At 71.1% G+C, this 21,865-nt stretch carries 19 protein-coding genes and 1 tRNA gene; 13 read left to right on the plus strand and 7 right to left on the minus strand.

What is annotated here, in order from left to right; translation table 11 throughout:
- Positions 1-55 precede the first annotated feature (55 nt).
- From eno to J3486_RS35750, 4 genes are all read left to right on the plus strand, one after another.
- Positions 56-1,342 carry a phosphopyruvate hydratase gene (eno, locus tag J3486_RS35735; RefSeq protein ID WP_207827959.1) on the plus strand — a complete coding sequence of 429 codons (1,287 nt, stop codon included), beginning with the start codon at positions 56-58 and terminating at the stop codon, positions 1,340-1,342.
- A 158-nt stretch (positions 1,343-1,500) separates the two neighbouring features.
- Positions 1,501-2,013 carry a septum formation initiator family protein gene (locus tag J3486_RS35740; RefSeq protein WP_207827960.1) on the plus strand — a complete coding sequence of 171 codons (513 nt, stop codon included), beginning with the start codon at positions 1,501-1,503 and terminating at the stop codon, positions 2,011-2,013.
- A gap of 29 nt (positions 2,014-2,042) precedes the next feature.
- Positions 2,043-2,597: a DUF501 domain-containing protein gene (locus tag J3486_RS35745; protein WP_207827961.1), complete on the plus strand. Its 555-nt coding sequence runs from the start codon at positions 2,043-2,045 to the stop codon at positions 2,595-2,597.
- Positions 2,594-3,538: a Ppx/GppA phosphatase family protein gene (locus tag J3486_RS35750; protein WP_207827962.1), complete on the plus strand. Its 945-nt coding sequence runs from the start codon at positions 2,594-2,596 to the stop codon at positions 3,536-3,538. The genes J3486_RS35745 and J3486_RS35750 overlap by 4 nt, the downstream gene beginning before the upstream one ends.
- Before the next feature lie 47 nt (positions 3,539-3,585).
- Here the strand turns inward: J3486_RS35750 and J3486_RS35755 are convergent, their stop codons facing one another.
- A complete protein-coding gene (locus J3486_RS35755) occupies positions 3,586-3,855 on the minus strand; it encodes a type II toxin-antitoxin system RelE/ParE family toxin (protein WP_207827963.1) in 270 nt (89 codons plus the stop codon).
- Between the two features lie 580 nt (positions 3,856-4,435).
- Between J3486_RS35755 and J3486_RS35760 the strand changes: the two genes are divergently transcribed.
- Positions 4,436-5,851 (plus strand): NAD(P)/FAD-dependent oxidoreductase, encoded by a 1,416-nt coding sequence (locus J3486_RS35760; protein WP_207827964.1) that lies wholly within the window; start codon positions 4,436-4,438, stop codon positions 5,849-5,851.
- A gap of 212 nt (positions 5,852-6,063) precedes the next feature.
- Positions 6,064-7,374 carry a cyclopropane-fatty-acyl-phospholipid synthase family protein gene (locus J3486_RS35765; protein WP_207827965.1) on the plus strand — a complete coding sequence of 437 codons (1,311 nt, stop codon included), beginning with the start codon at positions 6,064-6,066 and terminating at the stop codon, positions 7,372-7,374.
- Between the two features lie 71 nt (positions 7,375-7,445).
- Here J3486_RS35765 and J3486_RS35770 read toward each other — a convergent pair whose 3' ends face one another.
- Both J3486_RS35770 and J3486_RS35775 read right to left on the minus strand, forming a co-directional pair.
- Entirely contained in the window at positions 7,446-9,986 is a 2,541-nt protein-coding gene (locus J3486_RS35770) for an ABC transporter permease (RefSeq protein WP_207827966.1), read from the minus strand.
- 56 nt (positions 9,987-10,042) lie between these two features.
- Entirely contained in the window at positions 10,043-10,813 is a 771-nt protein-coding gene (locus J3486_RS35775) for an ABC transporter ATP-binding protein (RefSeq protein ID WP_207827967.1), read from the minus strand.
- 391 nt (positions 10,814-11,204) lie between these two features.
- On the opposite strand from J3486_RS35775, the gene J3486_RS35780 reads away from it, so the two are divergent.
- The 5 genes from J3486_RS35780 to J3486_RS35800 all read left to right on the plus strand — a co-directional run bounded on the left by J3486_RS35780 (position 11,205) and on the right by J3486_RS35800 (position 15,636).
- A tRNA-Leu gene (locus J3486_RS35780) sits at positions 11,205-11,287 on the plus strand.
- Positions 11,288-11,420: 133 nt separating this feature from the next.
- Positions 11,421-11,936, plus strand: coding sequence for a hypothetical protein (locus J3486_RS44830; RefSeq protein ID WP_207827968.1), 516 nt, complete (start codon positions 11,421-11,423; stop codon positions 11,934-11,936).
- Between the two features lie 467 nt (positions 11,937-12,403).
- Positions 12,404-13,285 carry a hypothetical protein gene (locus tag J3486_RS35790; RefSeq protein ID WP_307805078.1) on the plus strand — a complete coding sequence of 294 codons (882 nt, stop codon included), beginning with the start codon at positions 12,404-12,406 and terminating at the stop codon, positions 13,283-13,285.
- 133 nt (positions 13,286-13,418) lie between these two features.
- Positions 13,419-14,594 carry a 4-hydroxybenzoate 3-monooxygenase gene (locus J3486_RS35795; RefSeq protein ID WP_207827969.1) on the plus strand — a complete coding sequence of 392 codons (1,176 nt, stop codon included), beginning with the start codon at positions 13,419-13,421 and terminating at the stop codon, positions 14,592-14,594.
- A gap of 145 nt (positions 14,595-14,739) precedes the next feature.
- Positions 14,740-15,636 (plus strand): Bax inhibitor-1/YccA family protein, encoded by an 897-nt coding sequence (locus tag J3486_RS35800; RefSeq protein WP_207827970.1) that lies wholly within the window; start codon positions 14,740-14,742, stop codon positions 15,634-15,636.
- Positions 15,637-15,720: 84 nt separating this feature from the next.
- Here J3486_RS35800 and J3486_RS35805 read toward each other — a convergent pair whose 3' ends face one another.
- The gene (locus J3486_RS35805; protein WP_207827971.1) at positions 15,721-15,951 is read right to left on the minus strand and encodes a DUF4287 domain-containing protein; all 231 of its coding nucleotides are present in this window, start codon (positions 15,949-15,951) and stop codon (positions 15,721-15,723) included.
- Positions 15,952-16,039: 88 nt separating this feature from the next.
- Between J3486_RS35805 and J3486_RS35810 the strand changes: the two genes are divergently transcribed.
- Entirely contained in the window at positions 16,040-16,360 is a 321-nt protein-coding gene (locus J3486_RS35810) for a hypothetical protein (RefSeq protein ID WP_207827972.1), read from the plus strand.
- A gap of 110 nt (positions 16,361-16,470) precedes the next feature.
- Here the strand turns inward: J3486_RS35810 and J3486_RS35815 are convergent, their stop codons facing one another.
- The 3 genes from J3486_RS35815 to J3486_RS35825 all read right to left on the minus strand — a co-directional run bounded on the left by J3486_RS35815 (position 16,471) and on the right by J3486_RS35825 (position 20,266).
- Complete coding sequence (locus tag J3486_RS35815) at positions 16,471-17,277, minus strand: hypothetical protein (protein ID WP_229379160.1); 807 nt, start codon at positions 17,275-17,277, stop codon at positions 16,471-16,473.
- 234 nt (positions 17,278-17,511) lie between these two features.
- A complete protein-coding gene (locus J3486_RS35820) occupies positions 17,512-18,732 on the minus strand; it encodes an acetyl-CoA C-acetyltransferase (RefSeq protein ID WP_207827973.1) in 1,221 nt (406 codons plus the stop codon).
- 505 nt (positions 18,733-19,237) lie between these two features.
- Complete coding sequence (locus J3486_RS35825; protein ID WP_207827974.1) at positions 19,238-20,266, minus strand: SGNH/GDSL hydrolase family protein; 1,029 nt, start codon at positions 20,264-20,266, stop codon at positions 19,238-19,240.
- Positions 20,267-20,472: 206 nt separating this feature from the next.
- On the opposite strand from J3486_RS35825, the gene J3486_RS35830 reads away from it, so the two are divergent.
- The gene (locus J3486_RS35830) at positions 20,473-21,861 is read left to right on the plus strand and encodes a cystathionine beta-synthase (protein ID WP_207827975.1); all 1,389 of its coding nucleotides are present in this window, start codon (positions 20,473-20,475) and stop codon (positions 21,859-21,861) included.
- Positions 21,862-21,865 lie beyond the last annotated feature (4 nt).

Genomic DNA, 21,865 nt, shown 5'->3' on the forward strand with positions numbered 1-21,865 from the left:
CGCTCAGGGGTGCGGGGCAAGCCGCCCGCGCCATCGCGTCACATCCCAGAAGGAGATGCTCGTGCCGTCCATCGACGTCGTCGTAGCCCGGGAAATCCTGGACTCCCGAGGCAACCCCACGGTCGAGGTCGAGGTCGGCCTCGACGACGGCAGCACGGGTCGTGCTGCCGTTCCGTCCGGCGCCTCCACCGGTGCCTTCGAGGCCATCGAACTCCGTGACGGTGACCCCAACCGTTACCTCGGCAAGGGCGTCGAGAAGGCCGTCCTCGCCGTCATCGAGCAGATCGGCCCGGAGCTGGTCGGCTACGACGCCACCGAGCAGCGCCTGATCGACCAGGCGATGTTCGACCTGGACGCCACCGACAACAAGGGCTCGCTCGGCGCCAACGCCATCCTGGGCGTCTCGCTCGCCGTGGCCCACGCCGCCTCCGAGGCCTCGGACCTGCCGCTGTTCCGCTACCTCGGTGGTCCGAACGCGCACCTGCTGCCCGTCCCGATGATGAACATCCTGAACGGCGGATCCCACGCGGACTCCAACGTCGACATCCAGGAGTTCATGATCGCCCCGATCGGCGCGGAGTCCTTCTCCGAGGCCCTTCGCTGGGGCGCCGAGGTCTACCACACCCTCAAGAAGGTGCTGAAGACCAAGGGCCTGTCCACCGGCCTGGGCGACGAGGGCGGCTTCGCCCCGAACCTGGAGTCGAACCGCGCCGCGCTCGACCTCATCCTTGAGGCCATCAAGGAGGCCGGTTACATCCCCGGCCAGCAGATCGCGCTCGCGCTGGACGTCGCCGCCTCCGAGTTCTACAAGGACGGCAAGTACCAGTTCGAGGGCAAGGAGCGCTCCGCCGCCGAGATGACGGAGTACTACGAGGAGCTCGTCTCCGCGTACCCGCTCGTCTCCATCGAGGACCCGCTGTACGAGGACGACTGGGCCGGCTGGCACGTCATCACCGAGAAGCTGGGCGACAAGGTCCAGCTCGTCGGCGACGACCTCTTCGTCACCAACCCCGAGCGCCTCGCCCGCGGCATCGAGGAGAACTCGGCGAACGCCCTCCTGGTGAAGGTCAACCAGATCGGCTCGCTCACCGAGACCCTGGACGCCGTCGAGCTGGCCCAGCGCAACGGCTTCAAGTGCATGATGTCGCACCGCTCGGGCGAGACCGAGGACGTGACGATCGCGGACCTCGCCGTCGCCACCAACTGCGGCCAGATCAAGACCGGCGCCCCGGCCCGCTCCGAGCGCGTCGCCAAGTACAACCAGCTCCTGCGCATCGAGGAGATCCTGGACGACGCGGCGGTCTACGCCGGTCGCAGCGCGTTCCCCCGCTTCAAGGGCTGACGCCCCGGGTGCGGCGGTCCCCGCGTTCCAAGGGCTGACGCTCGCCCCGTAGGCAGTTCCGTACGTCCCCGCACTCGGTCCCGTACCGTGTGCGGGGACGTACGCACGTGAACAGCAGGGGCCGGCAGGGCCCACCAGGGTCGGGGAGGCGGAGCGCGATGCCGGGCAAGGTCCGAGACAGGGACGCTGATCGTGGTCAGGCCCGTTTCTCCACGGCCACCCGGCTGCGGCTGCTGGGCGAGCAGACCGCCGAACGGGTCTACCGCTCGCAGAACAAGCGCCAGGCCCGCCGCTCCCGCCTCACCGGCCGCGCGGCCCTGCTCGCCCTCGTGGTCTGCACCCTCGTCGTCGCGCTGGCGTACCCCATAAGGCAGTACGTCTCCCAGCGCGGCGAGATCGCGGACCTCCAGCGGCAGCAGCAGGAGGCCAAGGAGCGGGTCGACCGGCTCCGCGACGAGAAGGCCCGCTGGCAGGACGACTCGTACGCCGAGCAGCGGATCCGCGAGCGGCTGCACATGGTGATGCCGGGCGAGACCGGGTACGTGATGCCCGACCCGAAGGCCACCGCCTCCTCCAGCCGCACGGAGCAGGGCGCGGCCGACCGCCCCTGGTACGCGAACGTCTGGGACGGCGTCGACAAGGCCGACCAGGCAGACCTGGCCCAGAACTGAACCGACACGAAAGACATCCGAAGAAGGTCATGGAAACTCCCCCGCCGCAGACCGAGCCCACCGCGCCCACGGACGCCGACATCCACGCGTTCAAGGAGCAGCTGGGCCGTCCGCCGCGCGGCCTGCGGGCCATCGCGCACCGCTGCCCCTGCGGCAACCCGGACGTGGTCGAGACCGCCCCGCGCCTGGAGGACGGCACGCCGTTCCCGACGACGTACTACCTGACGTGCCCGCGCGCGGCCTCCGCCATCGGCACGCTGGAGGCCAACGGCGTCATGAAGGAGATGACGGAGCGCCTCAAGACGGACGAGGAGCTCGCGGCGAAGTACCGCGCGGCCCACGAGGACTACATCGCGCGCCGTGACGCCATCGAGGTCCTGGAGGGCTTCCCCAGCGCGGGCGGCATGCCGGACCGCGTGAAGTGCCTGCACGTCCTGGTCGGCCACTCGCTGGCGGCGGGACCGGGCGTGAACCCGCTCGGCGACGAGGCCATCGCGATGCTCCCGGAGTGGTGGAAGAAGGGTCCGTGCGTGACGCCGTGCGGGGGCGCGGAGGCCGCGGAGGACACGGCGGTGGCCGAGTGACCCGGGTCGCCGCCATCGACTGCGGCACGAACAGCATCCGGCTGCTCGTCGCGGACGCGAATCCGGAGACCGGCGAACTCGTCGACCTGGACCGCCGGATGACGATCGTGCGGCTCGGCCAGGGCGTCGACAAGACGGGCCGGCTCGCACCGGAGGCGCTGGAGCGCACCTTCGCCGCGTGCCGCGAGTACGCCGCGGTGATCAAGGAGCACGGGGCCGAGAAGGTCCGCTTCGTGGCGACGTCGGCCTCCCGCGACGCGTCGAACCGCGACGACTTCGTCCGCGGCGTCCTGGACATCCTGGGCGTCGAGCCGGAGGTCATCACCGGTGACCAGGAGGCCGAGTTCTCCTTCACGGGTGCGACGAAGGAACTGACGGGCCGTGACGACGTGGCCGAGCCGTATCTGGTCGTGGACATCGGCGGCGGCTCCACGGAGTTCGTCGTCGGCACCGACACGGTCGAGCGGGCGCTCTCCGTCGACGTCGGCTGCGTCCGGATGACGGAGCGCCACCTCGTCGCCGAGGACGGCACGGTCACCGACCCGCCGACCCCGGCCCAGATCGAGGCGATCCGCGCCGACATCACCGAGGCCCTCGACAGGGTCACGCAGCTCGTGCCGATCACCTCGGCCCGTACGCTCGTCGGCCTGGCCGGTTCGGTCACGACGGTCGCGGCGCTCGCGCTCGGCCTGGACGCGTACGACTCGGCGGCGATCCACCATTCCCGCATCCCGTTCGAGAAGGTCGCCGAGCTGACCGACTGGCTCCTCGCCTCCACCCACGCCGAGCGCGCGGCGAAGCCGGTCATCCACCCCGGCCGGGTCGACGTCATCGCCTCGGGCGCGCTGGTGCTCCGCCTGATCATGGAGTGGATCGGCGCCCGCGAGGTGGTCGTCAGCGAGCACGACATCCTGGACGGGATCGCCTGGTCGGTGGCCTGAGGGCCGGGCACGCGAGCCGGGGCCCCGACGTGTGGTCGGGGCTCCGCTCAGAGGTTCCGGTAGAGGTCGCGCCGGTTGCCGACTTTGACGTCGAGGACGATCAGGGCGTCGTCCTCGACGGGATAGGCCACCCGGTAGTCGCCGACGCGGAGCCGGTGGAGCCCGGAGGGGCCGCTGAGCTTCTTGACGTCCGCGTCCTCGCGGTCGGGGTCGTCGCCGAGCGCGGTCAGTGCGGTGAGGATCCGCATGGCGGCTGTCCGGTCGATGGTGCGCAGCCGGCGCCGCGCCGCGGCGGTGAACCGGAAGGCGTACTTCACGCAGCACCCTCGCCGTGCTCGGCGAACAGGTCCGCGAGGACCTCCGCCATGGTCGCCGTCGGACCGCCTCGGCGAGTACCGCCTCGGCGAGTACCGCCTCGGCGTCACGGGCGAGCAGCTCGTCGGCGGCGTCCTCCAGGGCGTTGAAGCGATCTTCAGGGCCGAAGAAATGCCTCGCCTGAGCGCCTTTGGCGGCACTTGAGCACCCCGGTCGACCTCCGCGACACGCCCCGGCGACACCCCGTCGGGAAAGTTCGTGAAGTTCTTCACAAGGAAATGGGTCCTCTTGGAGGCTGTTACGGGCCCTTGGGGCCGTCCGGGGCCCACCAAGGGCCCTGTCGGGCGGTGCACGCGGGGTTCCGGGCGTGTTACGCGCGGATGAAAATCCCGGGTGGTCCAGTACCGCCGAACGCTCACTGCCGCTGCTCAAAGGGGGTGAGCAACGACTGGCGTCACATCGTGGTTCCCTTCGGGCACCATGACATGGGTCACGTGGGCGGCGAAGTGTAGCAGAGCCCTCAGGCAACCTTGTGAAGGGGCGCACGAGCACCCCCCTCCACTCGGGTGGATACTCGATGGCATGAGCACCACGGAGCGTCCCAGGATCCTCATTGTCGGGGGTGGGTACGTAGGCCTGTACGCAGCGCGTCGCATCCTCAAGAAGATGCGATACGCGGAAGCGACCGTCACGGTCGTCGACCCGCGCTCGTACATGACGTACCAGCCCTTCCTCCCCGAGACCGCCGCCGGCAGCATCTCGCCGCGCAACGTCGTCGTCCCGCTGCGACGCGCTGTGCCGGGAGCCGAGATTCTCACCGGCCGCGTCACGAACATCGACCAGGACCGCAAGGTCGCCACGGTCTCGCCGCTCGTCGGCGAGGCGTACGAGGTGCCCTTCGACTACCTGGTGATCGCGCTCGGCGCGGTCTCCCGCACCTTCCCGACGCCGGGCCTCGCCGAGGTCGGCATCGGTATGAAGGGTGTCGAGGAGGCCATCGGCCTGCGCAACCACGTGCTCGAGCAGCTCGACAAGGCCGAGTCGACCACGGACGAGGAGATCCGCCGCAAGGCGCTCACCTTCGTCTTCGTCGGCGGTGGCTTCGCGGGCGCCGAGACCATCGGTGAGGTCGAGGACCTGGCGCGCGACGCGGCCAAGTTCTACAAGAACGTGAAGCGCGAGGACATGCGCTTCGTGCTCGTCGACGCCGCCGACAAGGTGCTCCCGGAGGTCGGCCCGGACCTGGGCACCTACGGTCGCAAGCACCTGGAGTCCCGCGGTATCGAGGTCTACCTGAAGACCACCATGCCCTCCTGCGTCGACGGCCACGTCGTGCTGAGCAACGGCCTTGAGGTCGACGCCAACACCATCGTGTGGACCGCCGGTGTGAAGCCGAACCCGGCGCTCGCCCGCTTCGGCCTCCCGCTCGGCCCGCGCGGCCACGTGGACACCGCCGCCACCCTCCAGGTGCAGGGCACCGACTACATCTGGGCCGCGGGCGACAACGCCCAGGTGCCGGACCTCGTCGGCCGCAAGGCGGGCAACGAGAACGCCTGGTGCCCGCCGAACGCGCAGCACGCCATGCGCCAGGCCAAGGTCCTCGGCGACAACGTGGTCTCCGGCATGCGGGGCTTCCCGCAGAAGGAGTACAGCCACAGCAACAAGGGCGCCGTCGCGGGTCTCGGCCTGCACAAGGGCGTCGCGATGATCGTCATGGGCAAGATGAAGATCAAGCTCAAGGGCCGTCTCGCCTGGTACATGCACCGTGGCTACCACGGTCTGGCCATGCCGACCTGGAACCGCAAGGTCCGCGTGATCGCCGAGTGGACGATCAACATGTTCCAGAAGCGCGACATCACCGCGCTCGGCGCCCTGGAGACTCCGCGCGAGGAGTTCTACGAGGCCGCCAAGCCGGCGCCGAAGCCCGCCGCCGCCGAGGCCCCCAAGGCCGAGGAGAAGAAGGCCGAGGAGAAGAAGGCCGAGGCGAAGGCCTCCTGAGGCCGCAGCAGTAGCGTCACGCCCGAAGGGGCCGCCTGCCATCCGTGGTGCAGGCGGTCCCTTCGGCGTTTGCGCACCCCGATACATGGTGGCTACAAGTATTTTGCCGTTCCGTAACGCGGCAACGGGACTGCGCGGACGGCCTCTTGGTGTTTACGTGGTGTTGGACCGTTCCGGGATTTTGTTGTGGATCCGTCACGGAGGTGTGCGCCATGCAGGACGCCGCACAGCGGCTGAAGAACCTCGCCGAGCAGCTGCTCGGCACCGAACTCCCCGTGCGCCTGCGCGCCTGGGACGGCTCGGAAGCCGGGCCTCCGGACGCCCCCGTTCTCGTAGTGCGCCACCGGCGCGCCCTGCGCCGCCTGCTGTGGAAGCCGGGCGAGCTGGGCCTGGCCCGCGCCTGGGTGGCCGGCGACCTGGACGTGGAGGGCGACCTCTACGCGGCGCTCGACGCCATGGCCGGGCTCATCTGGGAGCGGGGCCGGCAAGAAGGGGACGCCCCGCGCCGAAGCCTCGCCGAGGCCCTCAAGGACCCCGAAGTGCGCGCCGGGGCCAAGGAGTTGCTGAAGCTCGCCGGCCCCTGTCCGCCGCCCGCCCCGCCCGCCGAGGAGATGCGCAGGCGCGGCCGTCTCCACCTGCACACCAAGGGCAGCGACAAGCAGGCCATCAGCCACCACTACGACGTCGGCAACGACTTCTACGAGCTGGTCCTCGGCCCCTCGATGGTCTACTCGTGCGCCTACTGGGAGTCGCCCGAGGCCGGCCTCGAAGCCGCCCAGCGCGACAAGCTGGAGCTGATCTCCCGCAAGCTGGGCCTGAAGCCCGGCATGCGGCTGCTCGACGTCGGCTGCGGCTGGGGCTCCATGGCCATCCACGCGGCCCGCGAGCACGGCGTCAGCGTCGTCGGCGTCACCCTCTCGCAGGAACAGGCCGCGTACGCCCGTAAGCGCGTCGCCGACGAGGGCCTCACCGACCGTGTCGAGATCCGCGTCCAGGACTACCGGGACGTGCGCGACGGTCCGTACGACGCGATCTCCTCCATCGGCATGGCCGAGCATGTGGGGCGCGAGCGGTACCTGGAGTACGCACGGGACCTGTACGCCCTCCTCAAGCCCGGCGGGCGGCTGCTCAACCACCAGATCGCGCGACGGCCGCAGGAGGACGAGGCGGCGTACGAGGTGGACGAGTTCATCGACGCGTATGTGTTCCCCGACGGCGAGCTGGCACCGGTCGGCACCACCGCCGGGCTGCTCGAACGCGCCGGGTTCGAGGTCCGCGACGTCGAGGCGATCCGCGAGCACTACGCGCTGACCCTGCGCCAGTGGGTCAGGAACCTGGAGGCGCGCTGGACCGAGGCCCAGAAGCTGGTCAGCCCGGGGCGGGCCCGCGTCTGGCGCCTCTACATGGCCGCCTCCGCGCTGAGCTTCGAGCGCAACCGCATCGGGGTCAACCAGATCCTGGCCGTGAAGACGCCGACCAGTGGCGCCTCCTCGATGCCGCTGCGGGCCCGCACCTGGAACTAGTCCCCTTACGTGCGCGAGGGCGCCCGGCGATCACATCGCCGGGCGCCCTCGTTCGCGTAACTGCCCTTGTGCTACTCGGACTTGATCGCCGCGAGCATGTTCAGGCGGGCCGCGCGGCGGGCCGGCCACAGGGCCGCCAGGATGCCGACCACCGCGGCGAGCGCGAGGAAGAGCGCCATCCGGCCCCAGGGCAGGATCAGCGAGTACGTCGACATCGAGGTGCCGATGAGCTGCCCCGCGGCCCAGCCGAAGAAGACGCCGAGGCCGATGCCGAGCACGCCGCCGAAGAGCGAGATGACCAGCGACTCCAGGCGGACCATGCGCTTGATGCCCTTGCGGTCGATGCCGATCGCGCGGAGCATCCCGATCTCCTGCTGGCGCTCGAAGACCGACATGGCCAGGGTGTTGATGACGCCGAGGACGGCGACGACGACCGCCATGGCGAGCAGGCCGTAGAGCATGTTCAGCATCAGCGTGAACAGCTGCGCGATCTTGTTGGAGATGTCCTGCTTGTCCTGGACCTGGATCGCCGGGTTCTCACCGAGCGCCTTGGTGATCGTGTCCTGGTTGGCCTCGGTGGCGCCGCCGGACGTCTTCACCATGACCTGCATGTCGGTGACGGTCCCGTCGATGTGCGGGTTCAGGGTCGCCGAGTCGAGCAGGACGCCCTGCATCATCTCGTTGTGCTCGTAGACGCCCGCGACGGTCAGCCGCTGCTTCTTGCCGTCCTCGTAGGTGGTGGTGAAGGACGAGCCGGCCTTCCAGCCGTGGTCCTTCGCCGTCTTGTCGTCGACGACGACGTTCGTGCCGCCGAGCGTGAACGTCCCGCCCTTCATCGACAGCGCGACGAGCTCGTCGGCCGTCCTGCCGTTGATGCCGGTCAGGTACTCGGTGCTGCCGTCGATGCGCGATGCCGAGTTGGTCAGGCCGGTGGTGGCGGTGACACCGTCCGTGGAGTTCAGCGTCTTCAGGACGTCGGGGGAGAGCGGGTTGCCGTTCGCCATCGAGACGACGTAGTCCGCCTTGATGGAGTCCGCTGCCATCTTGTCGATGGCGCCCTGGACGCTGCCCGCGATGACGGTGAGGCCGGTGATCAGGGTGAGGCCGATCATCAGCGCCGATGCGGTGGCGGCCGTGCGGCGCGGGTTGCGCACCGAGTTGAGGCGGGCCAGCTTGCCGGAGATGCCGAAGGCGCGCAGGACCGGGGCGGCGGCCGCGATCAGCGGGCGGGACAGCAGCGGCGTGAGGACGAAGACGCCGATGACGAGCAGACCCGCGCCCGCGCCCATCGGGAGCTGACCGCTGTCGCCGCTCATGGTCGTCGCGGCGAGCACGGTCGCGGCGCCGGCCGCGGAGACGAGCGCGCCGAGCGTGTTGCGCAGCACGAGCGACTTGGTGGTCGCGGCGGCGTGCACCGAGTTCATCGCGGCGACCGGCGGGATCCGCGCGGCCCGGCGGCCCGGCAGCCAGGCGGCCAGCATCGTGATGAGGACGCCGACGACCAGCGCGGAGACGACCGTGCCGGCCGAGATCACCAGCGGCCCGTCCGGGATGATCGCGCCCGTCGAGTTCATCAGGGAGCGCATGCCCGCGCCGATGCCGATGCCGACCGCGAGGCCGGTGACGGCGGCGACGGCGCCCACGAAGAACGCCTCCAGGAGCACCGAGCGGGTCACCTGGCGGCGCGAGGCACCGACGGCGCGCAGCAGCGCCAGCTCCTTGGTGCGCTGGGCGACCAGCATCGTGAACGTGTTGGCGATGATGAAGATGCCGACGAACAGCGCGATACCGGCGAAGACCAGCAGCATCGTCTTCATGGAGCTCATCGACGACGAGATCGTCTCGGCCTGGTCGGCGGCGAGCCGCTGACCCGTCTCGGTGTCCACGGCGGTGGTGCCGAGCGCCTTGTCGAGCTGGGTCTTCAGCTGGTCCTGGCTGGTGCCGGCCGCGGCCCGCACGTCGATCTCGTCGTACGCGCCCTGCTTGTGGAAGAGCTGCTGGGCGGTCGCCGTGTCGAACAGGGCGAGCGAGCCGCCGGCCGAGACCTCGCCGTCGTCCGTGGTGAAGATGCCGGTGAGCGTCGGGGTCAGGACGGGGCCGTCGACCGACATCCGGACCTGATCGCCGACCTTGTACCCGGCCTTCTCGGCGGTCTGGGCGTCGAGGGCCACCTGGTGCGCGCCGTGCGGGGCGGTGCCGTCGGTGAGCGGGTAACGCGAGTCCGCCTTTTCGGAGGTGCCCGCGTAGTTGCCGCCCTTGGTGGAGAAGCCGTTGCCGACGAGCTTGCCGTCCTGGTCGGCGACGGCCGCGTACCCGCCGACGACACCGGTCGCAGAGGCGGCGCCCGGTACGCTCCGCGCCTTCTTCAGGGTGGCGTCGGTGAGCTTGACCTCCTTGCTGACCTTGTCGCCCTCGGCCTTGGTGGAGCCGGGGGTGAGGGCGACGTCGACGTGGTCGTAGCCCTTGGCGGAGGACTTCTCCAGGGCGGAGGAGATGGTGTTGGTGAAGACGAGGGTGCCGGAGACGAAGGCGACGCCGAGCATGACGGCGAGCACCGTCATCAGGAGGCGGGCCTTGTGCGCGAAGACGTTGCGCAGGGCTGTTTTGAACATGGGCTTCTACTCAGTCCAGGGAAGAGGTCGACGGGTCGGAGCGCACAGCGGAGAGGTCAGCTGGTGCGGCCCTTGGCGTCGAAGCGCTTCATGCGGTCCAGGACCGTGTCGGCCGTCGGCTGGTGCATCTCGTCGACGATCCGGCCGTCGGCCAGGAAGATCACGCGGTCCGCGTAGGCGGCGGCGACCGGGTCGTGGGTCACCATGACGACGGTCTGGCCGAGCTCGCGCACCGAGTTGCGCAGGAAGCCGAGGACCTCGGCGCCGGAGCGCGAGTCCAGGTTTCCGGTGGGCTCGTCGCCGAAGATGATGTCCGGCTTGGAGGCGAGCGCGCGGGCCACGGCGACGCGCTGCTGCTGACCGCCGGAGAGCTGCGCGGGGCGGTGGCCGAGGCGGCCGCTCAGGCCGACCATCTGGATCACGTTCTCGACCCACTGCTTGTCGGCCTTGCGGCCCGCGATGTCCATGGGGAGCGTGATGTTCTCCAGCGCCGTCAGCGTCGGCAGCAGGTTGAACGCCTGGAAGATGAAGCCGATCTTGTCCCGGCGGAGCTTGGTGAGCTGCTTGTCCTTGAGCGAGCCGAGCTCGGTCTCGCCGATGCGGACCGAACCGGAGGAGAAGGAGTCCAGGCCCGCGACGCAGTGCATCAGCGTCGACTTGCCGGAGCCGGACGGGCCCATGATCGCGGTGAACTCGGCCTGCCGGAAGTCGACGGTGACCCGGTCGAGCGCGACCACCTGGGTCTCGCCCTGTCCGTAGACCTTGGTGAGATCCGTGGCGCGTGCGGCCGCCGTGGTGGTTCGGCCTGCGAGAGGGGTGGTGGTCACGGGAGAGTGCTCCTGTCGGACGGGTACTGCCTGCTGGGGACCGTTCCATCGTCCGGTGCGATCGCGTCCGTGAAGTCAGCCGCAGTTCTCGTTCGAGGGGGCGACTTCGGGGGGACCGGGGAAGGCGGTGTCATACCTGGGGATGACACCGGACCCTGAGGGGAACCGGCCGTACCGGATGCGGGGCGGGCGTGGGGCGGAGGTGAAATTCCGTCAATCCGCGAACAAGGGCGCGCATCACCGGAAGGGCCCCCGGCAAGTGCGGATGGCCTCTGTCATGGTCTGATGCACCCTCAGGCGTCAATAAAATAAGACAACATCGGGCTGTTGTTCCGCTGATCGGGGGATGCCGCCGGATAGTCTCGGAAGGTCACGCGGAGCCGCTCAGCCTGCCCGGATGGTGGAATGCAGACACGGCGAGCTTAAACCTCGCTGCCCTTCGCGGGCGTACCGGTTCAAGTCCGGTTCCGGGCACCTCCGGCTTCCCTTCCCGCTCCTTTCCCGTACCCCTCAGTTTTGAGGGTTTGCCATCGGTATGTGTGCCCGGCTGCTGCCCGCGGTGGGACGCTGCTGACTTCGGAGAGCACGGGTACGGGGGAGCGGTCCGATGGGGCGGTGTTCTGCCAAGGAGTCGCTGCGCTGTGCGGCGGTGGCGGCGATCGCGCTGCTGGCCTTCGGCGCGGCCGGATGTTCGGGCGGGGTCCAGGGTGGTTCCGGTGACTCGGGCGGGGTCGGCGACTCGGGCGGGGTGGCGCCGGGGGCCGGCGGCGCCGCGGGCGGCGGCACCGGCTCCGTGGCGTCGCAGCCGCCCGGGGCCACCGGGGCCACGGGGGTCTCGGACGCCGGCGCCGGTGGGTCCGGTGGGTCCGGTGGGTCCGGTGGGGGACAGGTGGCCACGACGCTCACCGGGGACCCGGGCGTCCCGTCCGTCGCCCCGCCGCCGACCGACACCGGCCCGCAGTGGACCACGCCGGGCCCCGGCGTCAGCGGCAGCGAGCCGGCCACGTCGCCTCCCGCCTGCGCGGGCTCGGCGGACCCCGACCCGGTCACCGGGCAGTGCCCGGCACCGGTGAGCACGAGCCCGGACACCGGCGTCTCCCCGGACCCCGGCGCCACGCCGTGACCGGCCTCGTACCACCATCGCCCGCATACCCGCCGGAGCCACCTGGCCCGTCGGGCCCGCCTGAGCCGCCTGGCCCGTCGGCCCGGCCTGAGCCGTCTGGCCCGTCGGGCCCGCCTGAGCCGCCTGGCCCGTCGGCCCCGCCTGGCCCGCCTGATCCGCCGGAGCCGCCTGGCCCGCCTGATCCGCCTGAGCCGCCAGGTCCGTCGGGCCCGCCTGAGCCGCCAGGTCCGTCGGGCCCGCCTGAGCCGCCCGGCCCGTCGGGCCCGCCTGAGCCGCCAGGTCCGTCGGGCCCGCCTGAGCCGCCCGGCCCGTCGATCCCGCCCGGCCCATCGGCCCCGACGCCGCGCCGCCCTGATCCCGTGCCGGATCCCGATCCTGCGCCGGGCCCCGCCCCCGCGCCGGGCCCCGATCCGGAGCCGGGCCCCGCCCCCGCGCCGGGCCCCGATCCGGAGCCGGGCCCTGCCCCCGTGCCGGACCCCGCCCCCGCGCCGACGCCCGCCCCCGCACCCGCCCCCGGGCGCCCCGCGCCGGGTGGCGGTGTTCGGCTCGAACTGCTCAACTCCGTTGTCGGAGCGGGGTCGTTCATCGCCGGGCTGATGCTGTACGCGGGGTACATCTACACCAACGCCTACTTCGGGCACTTCCGTCTGGACACCTTCGCCGTCGGGTTCTCCACCTTCGAGCTGGTCATGCGGAGTCTGCGGCTCGCCACCCTCCCGCTCCTCGAAGCGCTCACCCTGCTGCTGCTCGCGCCCGCGCTGCCCCGGCTCCTGGCGCTGCTGCGGGTGGAGCGGCGGCACGTCGACCGGGTGCGCGCGGCGGGGCGGGCGGTGGCCCGCGCGCATCTGCTGCCGGTGGCCGCCGGGGCGCTGCTGCTGCTCCTGTGGCGCTGGATCCAGCCCTACGGCTGGGTGGCGCCGCTGCTCGTCGCGGGCGGGCTGCTGCTCGGGCAGACGGCCGCGGCGGGCCCGCGCGGGGCGTGGGAGCGGTCCGTCTCGCTGCTGCTCGCGGGCCTGTTCCTGATCTGGGTGGTCGCGCTGGTCGCGGGGCAGCTCGGCCGCGCGGACGCCCGCGCCGACGCGGCGCTGATCGTGCGCCGCCCCGCGGTCGTCGTGCTGAGCACGCACCGGCTGTCGATCGCGCCGCCGGGACCGGGCGGCGAGGACCTGGGCCGCGGCGCCTACTACCGCTACCGCTACCAGGGCCTGCGCCTGCTGATCGAGCGGGACCACCGCTACTACCTGCTGCCGGTGGGCTGGCGGCGCAGGACCGATCCCGTGTACGTCGTCCAGGACGACAGCAGCGTCCGGATCGAGATCAGGCCCGGTGTGCTGCCCCGGACCCATTGACACCACTGCCGTACAGGCGGAGGATCCGCACGAGCCCCTTCGATGAACGAAAGTTCGCCAGGCGAACACTGCGCGTGTGGCGAGCGGGGCGAGCACGCGAACAGAGTCCACGCGACGCAGCGAGAGGATCCGTATGCGCACCACCGTAGGCATCGTCGGAGCAGGCCCGGCAGGACTGCTCCTGGCCAGGCTTCTGCACAACGCGGGGATCGACTCCGTCGTCCTGGAGAGCCGCGACCGTGCCTACGTGGAACAGCGCCAGCGCGCCGGAATCCTGGAGCAGGGCACCATCGACGTGCTGCGCGAGGCCGGTGTGGGCGCGCGCATGGACCGCGAGGGCCTGCCGCACGACGGCATCGAGCTGCGCTTCGCCCGCCGCCGCCACCGCGTCGACTTCCCCGCCCTGACCGGCGGGCGGCAGGTCATGGTCTACGCCCAGACCGAGGTCTGCAAGGACCTGATCGCCGCTCAGCTCGCCGCCGGCGGGCCCCTGTTGTTCGAGGCGGAGGCGCTGGCCGTGGAGGGCGCGGACAGCGACACCCCGCGCGTCCGGTTCCGCCACGAGGGCCGCGAGGACGTCCTCGCATGCGACTACGTCGTCGGCTGCGACGGCTTCTGGGGCGTGGCCAGGAAGGCGATACCGGCGGAGCTCTCGCGCACGTACGAACGCACGTACCCCTTCGCCTGGCTCGGCATCCTCGCCGACGTCGCTCCCTCCCACGACGAGCTGGTCTACGCCCGCGGCGAGCGCGGCTTCGCCCTGCTCAGCATGCGGTCGCCGACGGTCACGCGCGCGTACCTGCAGGTTCCCGAGGGCACGAGCGCCGACGACTGGTCCGACAAGGAGATCTGGGACGAGCTCGACCGCCGCCTGGAGGTCGACGATCCGGGCTGGCGCCTCGCCCGCGGACCGATCACGCAGAAGTCGGTGACTCCGATGCGGTCCTACGTCCATGAGCCCATGCGGCACGGCCGGCTCTTCCTCGCCGGGGACGCGGCCCACATCGTCCCGCCGACCGGCGCCAAGGGCCTCAACCTCGCCGTCGGCGACGTCGTCACCTTCGCCCGCGCGGTCGTCGCGCAGCGGGAGAAGGGGGACCCGTCGCTCCTCGACGCCTACTCCGAGACCTGCCTGCGGCGGGTGTGGCAGGCCGAGCGGTTCAGTTACGCGATGACGACGATGCTGCACCGCGCGCCCGACGCGACCGCCTTCGACGACAAGATCCAGCTGGCCCGGCTCGACCGGGTGACCACGGCGAAGTCCGCCGAGGCCGACCTCGCGGAGGGCTACACCGGCTTCCCGCTGTGATCCCTCGGTGGGCGGAACACCGCAGGCCCCTGCCACGTTCCTCGTAACAGGATGGGAAAGATCCTCCTTGAGCACTAGGGTCGGATCTTTGCCAGACCATTACTCTTGATGGCAAGGCCATATCCGGTGGCCACGGAGGAGTGAAATGAGGAGCAGCAACCCGGTCTTCTCGCGACGGGGGTTCAGCCGCGACAACGGCTACGCGCAGTTCAACGCGCAGCCGCAGGCCGGGGGCCCCGCTGTCGGCACGGCGCAGGGAAACCCGTACGCGCAGGCCCCCGCCGGCAACCCGTACGCGCAGAACCCCTACGCCCAGCAGGATGTGCAGTACGGCGCCCCGCAGGCGCCGGTCTCCGCCGGCCGCATGACGATGGACGACGTCGTCCTGCGCACCGGCACCACGCTCGGCATCCTGGTCGTCACGGCGGCGCTCGCCTGGGCGTTCCTGCCGGTCGACGAGGCCAACATCGGCAAGTCGTACGGCATCGCCATCGGCGCCGCCCTGATCGCGATGGTCCTGGGCTTCGTCCAGGCCTTCAAGCGCAAGGCGTCCCCGCCGATCATCCTGGCGTACGCGGCCCTGGAAGGTGTCTTCCTCGGCGTCGTCTCGAACATCGTCGACACCTTCATCGCCCCCGGCGCGGCCATGCAGGCCGTGCTCGGCACGATGGCCGTGTTCGTCGCCGTCCTCGTCGCCTACAAGGCCGGCTGGATCCGCGTCAACCGCCGCTTCTACGGCTTCGTGATGGCCGCGGCGATGGGCTTCGTCCTGCTGATGGCCGTGAACCTGCTGTTCGCCGTCTTCGGCGGCGGTGACGGCCTCGGCTTCCGCAGCGGTGGGCTCGGCATCCTGTTCGGCATCATCGGCATCCTGCTCGGCGCGTGCTTCCTGGCCCTGGACTTCAAGCAGGTCGAGGACGGGATCGCGTACGGCGCCCCGAAGGAAGAGGCGTGGCTCGCCGCGTTCGGTCTGACCATGACGCTGGTCTGGATCTACCTGGAGTTCCTGCGGCTCATCTCGATCCTGCAGGGCAACGACTAGCTCCGCCTCAGGCAGCAGTCAGGGGCCCGCGCACCGGACGGTGCGCGGGCCCCTTGCCGTAGTGGGTGGGGAGAAGCCGGGCGGCTAGCCAAACCTTCGGGCAGCTCGCCTCAGGTCGTACTCGTGGATGATCGCCTTGGCATGGCCGTACGCGAGATCGTGCTCCCCGCGCAGCCAGCTGACCTTCTCTTCGAAGCGAAGGAAGCAGGGACCTTCTTCGACGGTGCGCAGCCAGTCGGCGACTTCACGACCGGTGCAGTGGGGGATGCGAGCCAGCAGATTGCGGTGGGTCTCCTCGGAGAAGACTTGGGACATCGGCGCCTCCGGAACGCTTCGATGTAGCCGGGTCTTCACGTCACCGTGCCTGAGCATCGGGGCCTTGTAAACAGCTAGAGTCGCCCGCGTGCTTGATACGACGCCATTGACGGCCGCAGTGGATCAGTTCGCCGATCGGTTGCGGGCCGCTCCGCAGAGCCGGCTGCAGCGGGGTGCTGCCGCGGCGGCGCTCGACCTGGCCAGGGAACTCTCCGGATGGGCGCAGCGGCTGGAGGCGCCGGGAACGGCGGAGGTGCGGGAGATGCCGGACGCCGGGATGTTCGCCGCCGCCGATCAACTCACCGTTGCGGGGCGGGATCTCGGGGTGGCGCTGCGCGACGCGGGGGCCGAGGACCTGGCGCGGGCCGTCGAGATGGTGGAGGCCGGGATGAAGCGGGCCGGGGTGTAGCGCCGGTTCGGCTGCCGGGTGGGGTTTTTCGTCGGCGGGCGCAGGCCCGTGGTCCTGCTGCGCGCGGTTCCCCGCGCCCCTGAGCGGGCGCGGGCCGCGCCCGCCGACGATCAGGCGGAGGCTATGACGCGGTCCGCGAGGATGTAGACGGAACCCGAGGCGCACTCGAAGGTCAGGGCGTACGCGCCCGAGACGCCGGAGCCGCCGAGCAGGACCGGGGTGTCGCCCGCCCGCAGCGCGTCGGCGAGCTGCTCCGCGGTCTCGCGGTGGCCCGGGGTCATGCACAGCGTCGTACCGTCGGCGAAGACGTAGACGTCGAGCGTGCCGAGCGGGCCGGGGCGGACGTCGGCCAGGGCCGTGCGGGCCCGTGCCAGCTCCTCCAGGCACTCCACCGTGCGCTCGTGGTCACCGATGACCGGCGACTGGACCGGCACGAAGTCGGGGTGCGAGGGGTGGCGGCGACGGGCCGCGGCCAGCTCGGGGGAGTCCTCGGCGAACTCCTCCTCCGGTTCGAGGGAGGTCTCCAGGGCCGGCTCGACGACGGGCTCAAGGCCCGCGAAGTCCGCCTGCCGGGGCATGAAGAACTCCTCGCCCAGGGCGCCGCCCGCGAGGAACGGGGGCAGGTCGGAGGTGTCGCGCGCCTCCTGCGCCGCCCAGAACGCCCGCGCCTCGGCCAGCTCGCGCTCCCGCTCCTCGGCGAGGGCGTCGGCGACGGCGGCGCGTATCGCGTCGGTGTCCGGGGTGGTGCGGGCGGCCGGAACGGTGGGGGAGGGCGCCGTGCGGGCGCGGTCCACGGCCAGCTCGTCTCTCAGGTCCGCGAGCTGCCGTCGCAGGCCCCGCACATGGTGCAGAGTGACAGCGCCGACGGCCGTGGCAGCGGCCGAGGCGAGCAGCAGGACACTGAGGGTGGCAGGCAAGGCGCTCACTGACGTACTCCCGGTTTCAAGTCGACCCCCGACTTCCTACATCAGCTTGAAGCCTGGACGAACCTGCTGTCAGTGCATTACGTCACGAATTGGACAGGTCTTTTGGCCGGGCGTTTAGCCCCGGTATGGCCTGGGTACTGCGCTGACCTGCGTAAACGGCTCTCCCCCATGATGCGGATCACATCATGGGGGAGATTGGATCACGATTGAGTAGACGGATTCAGGTCAGCTCAGGCGCTCGATGACCATCGCCATGCCCTGGCCGCCGCCGACGCACATGGTCTCCAGGCCGAACTGCTTGTCGTGGAACTGGAGGCTGTTGATCAGGGTGCCGGTGATGCGGGCGCCGGTCATGCCGAAGGGGTGGCCGACGGCGATGGCGCCACCGTTCACGTTCAGCTTGTCCTCGTCGATGCCCAGGTCGCGGGCGGACGGGATGACCTGCGCGGCGAACGCCTCGTTGATCTCGAACAGGTCGATGTCGGAGACGCCGAGCCCGGCGCGCTTCAGCGCCTGCTTGCTGGCCTCGACCGGGCCGAGGCCCATGATCTCGGGGGACAGGCCCGAGACGCCGGTCGACACGACGCGGGCGAGCGGGGTCAGGCCGAGCTCGCGGGCCTTGGTGTCGGACATGATCACGAGGGCGGCGGCGCCGTCGTTCAGCGGGCAGCAGTTGCCGGCCGTGACCAGTCCGTCGGGGCGGAAGACCGGCTTGAGGCCGGAGACGCCCTCCAGCGTGACGCCGGCGCGCGGGCCGTCGTCCTTGGCGACGACCGTGCCGTCGGGGGTCGTCACCGGGGTGATCTCGCGCTCCCAGAAGCCGTTCTTGATGGCTTCCTCGGCGCGGTTCTGCGAGCGCACGCCGAAGGCGTCCATGTCCTCGCGGGTGATGCCCTTCAGGCGGGCCAGGTTCTCGGCGGTCTGGCCCATCGCGATGTACGCGTCCGGCACGAGGCCGTCCTCGCGCGGGTCGTGCCAGGTCGAGCCGGTCGACTCGGCGGTGGCCTTGGTGCGGGCCTCCGCCTCGGCGAAGAAGGGGTTGCGGGTGTCGGGGAGCGAGTCGGAGTTGCCCTTCGCGAACCGCGACACCATCTCGACACCGGCGGAGATGAAGACGTCGCCCTCGCCCGCCTTGATGGCGTGCAGCGCCATGCGGGTCGTCTGCAGGGAGCTGGAGCAGTACCGGGTGATGGTGCAACCCGGGAGGTGGTCCATGCCCATCTGTACGGCGACGATGCGGCCGAGGTTGTTGCCCTGCTCGCCGCCGGGCAGGCCGCAGCCCAGCATCAGGTCGTCGATGTCGTGCGGGTCGAGCTCGGGGACCTTGGCCAGGGCCGCCTGGATGATCGTGGCGGTCAGGTCGTCCGGGCGCAGGTCCTTCAGCGAGCCCTTGAAGGCGCGGCCGATCGGGGAACGGGCGGCTGAGACGATCACTGCTTCGGGCATCACGGCTCCAGGGGTTCGTGGACCTTTTCAGGGGGACCGTCTGGGAAGTTACCCGTACGTATGGCGCGGGTCACGGGCGTGAGTGTGTGACTCCGGCCGCATTTTTCTAAGCGCTTGCTCAGCGCTCCGCGGGTTCAGGGGTCCATCGTGCGGGGTGAGGGGCCCGGCCGGGGGTTCCGCGGGCTCCGCCGATGGTGGTCGTGCCCCGTAGGGGCGCGGGGAACTGCGCGACCAGCCCCCACCGGGCCTGCACCCGGCGATGGTGCGACCCGGACCGAGCTGGAGGCCGCTTGGAGCGCTCGCCCCGCGCCGGGGTGCCGCCTTGCCCACCCTGCCGCCCATGGCGGCAGATTGCCCAAGGCGGCCGTGGCGGGCGGCAAATGACCTGCGGCGGCGCGGCAGCCGGCCGGGGCGGGAAAGCCCCAGGCGGCAGATTGCCCAAGGCGGCGCGGCGCGCGGCAGATTGCCCAAGGCGGCGGGGCGCGCGGTGGCTTGCCCAAGGCGGCTAGCCGTGGGTGGACGGGACCGTAGGGGTCGGGTCCTGGGTGGGGACTCGGCGGCGGCGACGGCGCTTGAGGAGGGCCCAGGGGCCGCGGGGCCCCGTGGGCATGGCCCCGGTGACCTCGGTACCCCCCTCCGCCGCGGCCCGCGCAGCCGCCCGCGCCACCGGGAGGAACCCCTCCTCGCGGGAGACGTCGGGACGCTCCTCCTCCGGCCACAGCCCGAGCGCCGCGCACAGGGTGGGAAGCACCGCCATGGCGGCCGTCGCGTACCCCTCCGCCGAGGGGTGGTAGTTGTCCGGGCCGAACAGCTCGCGCGGATTCGCCGAGAACTCGGGGCCGAGCAGATCGCCGAGCGACACCGTGCGCCCGCCCTGCTCCACGGTGCCGATGGTCTGCGCGGCCGCGAGCTGCCGGGACGCGCGCCGGGCCAGCCAGCGCAGCGGCTGCTGCACCGGCTCCACCGACCCCAGGTCGGGACAGGTCCCGACGACCACCTCGGCGCCGGCCGTGCGCAGCCTGCGTACCGCCGCCGAGAGATGACGTACGGACTTCGTGGCGGGGATCCGGTGCGTGACGTCGTTCGCGCCGATCATGATCACGCAGACGTCCGGCTGCCAGCCCGGATCGGCGAGGATCAGCGCCACCTGCCGGTCGAGATCGTCGGACTGGGCGCCGGGCAGCGCCACGTTGCGCAGCTCCACCGGGCGCTCCGCCACCGCCGCGAGCCCCGAGGCGAGCAGCGCCCCCGGGGTCTGCCGGGCCCGGTGCACCCCCTGCCCGGCGGCCGTGGAGTCGCCGAGGACGGCGAACAGCAGCGGGGTGCTGTCCGCGCTGCCGTACACCCGGCCGTACCGGCCGTCCGCGGGCGGCACATGCACCGGATCGGGGCCGTGATGGCCCACCTGGCGGCGCGCCATCTGGACCTCCGCGAGGACGATCCCCACCGCGGCCGCCCCGAGCAGCCCGATCCCGCCGCCGCCGTACGCCGCCCCCGCGGCGATCCGCCGTGCCACCCTCGCCCTGCTCGACATGTTCCGCGGCCACCTGCCTCTGCGTCTGCGTCTACGTCTGCGACGTGCTGAGGAGACGCGTCCGGGACGCGACTCTTTTACGGCTCCATGAACTCATTGCCCCGTAATCACCGTCGGCCAATCGCAATGGGAGATGAAGCCCCGGTGGGCGCAATACGCTGACCGCATCCCCACGCAGGAGATCAACCGGAGATCCGGAGTAGACCGTGCAGATCCACGACTCGATGATCAGTCTCGTCGGCAACACCCCGCTGCTGAGGCTCAACAAAGTCACCGAAGGCCTCCAGGCGACCGTCCTGGCCAAGGTCGAGTACTTCAACCCGGGCGGTTCCGTGAAGGACCGCATCGCGCTGCGCATGATCGAGGCGGCCGAGCAGAGCGGGGAGCTGAAGCCGGGCGGCACGATCGTCGAACCGACCAGCGGCAACACCGGTGTCGGGCTCGCCATCGTGGCCCAGCAGAAGGGGTACAAGTGCATCTTCGTGTGCCCCGACAAGGTGAGCACCGACAAGATCAACGTGCTGCGCGCGTACGGCGCCGAGGTCGTCGTCTGCCCGACGGCCGTCGACCCCGAGCACCCGGACTCGTACTACAACGTCTCCGACCGGCTCGTACGCGAGACGCCGGGCGCGTGGAAGCCCGACCAGTACAGCAACCCCCACAACCCGCTCTCCCACTACCACTCGACCGGGCCCGAACTGTGGGAGCAGACGGACGGGCGGATCACGCACTTCGTCGCGGGCGTGGGGACCGGCGGCACCATCTCCGGCACCGGGCGCTATCTGAAGGACGCGAGCGAGGGCCGGGTCCAGGTCGTCGGCGCGGACCCCGAGGGGTCGGTGTACTCGGGCGGTTCCGGGCGGCCGTATCTCGTCGAGGGCGTCGGCGAGGACTTCTGGCCGACGGCGTACGACCGTGAGGTGGCCGACGAGATCGTCGCGGTCTCCGACAAGGACTCGTTCCAGATGACGCGGCGGCTCGCGAAGGAGGAGGGACTGCTCGTCGGCGGCTCCTGCGGCATGGCGGTCGTGGCCGCGCTGCGAGTGGCGGAGCGGCTCGGGCCCGACGACGTCGTGGTCGTGCTGCTGCCGGACAGCGGCCGCGGGTACCTCTCGAAAGTCTTCAACGACGAATGGATGGCTTCCTACGGGTTCCTGGAGGAGGCGGGGCCGACCGTGGGGGCTGTTCTCCGGGCCAAGGAGGGCGGGATGCCGTCGCTGCTGCACATCCACCCGGACGAAACGGTCGGGCAGGCGGTACAGGTGCTCCGCGAGTATGGCGTCTCGCAGTTGCCCGTGGTCAAGTCTCCGGGCGATTCCAACGAGGCCCATGCGGACATCAAGGCCGCCGAGTTGGTCGGGTCCATCTCGGAGCGCGCACTGCTGACCGCCGTGATCGCGGGGGCTGCAGTCGTGGACGAGCCCATCGAGAAGCACATGTCCGCAGCCCTTCCGGCGGTCGGTGCCGGTGAGCCGCTGTCGCGGCTGAACGCCGCCCTGGCGAACTCCGCGGCCGTCGTGGTCATGGACGGCGGGGAGCCGGTGGGGGTGCTGACCGCTCAGGACCTCCTGGCGTTCGCCAGCGCGGGCGCGTAGTCCT

This window comes from Streptomyces sp. VRA16 Mangrove soil (assembly GCF_017377775.1).
Taxonomy (GTDB): Bacteria; Actinomycetota; Actinomycetes; order Streptomycetales; family Streptomycetaceae; genus Streptomyces.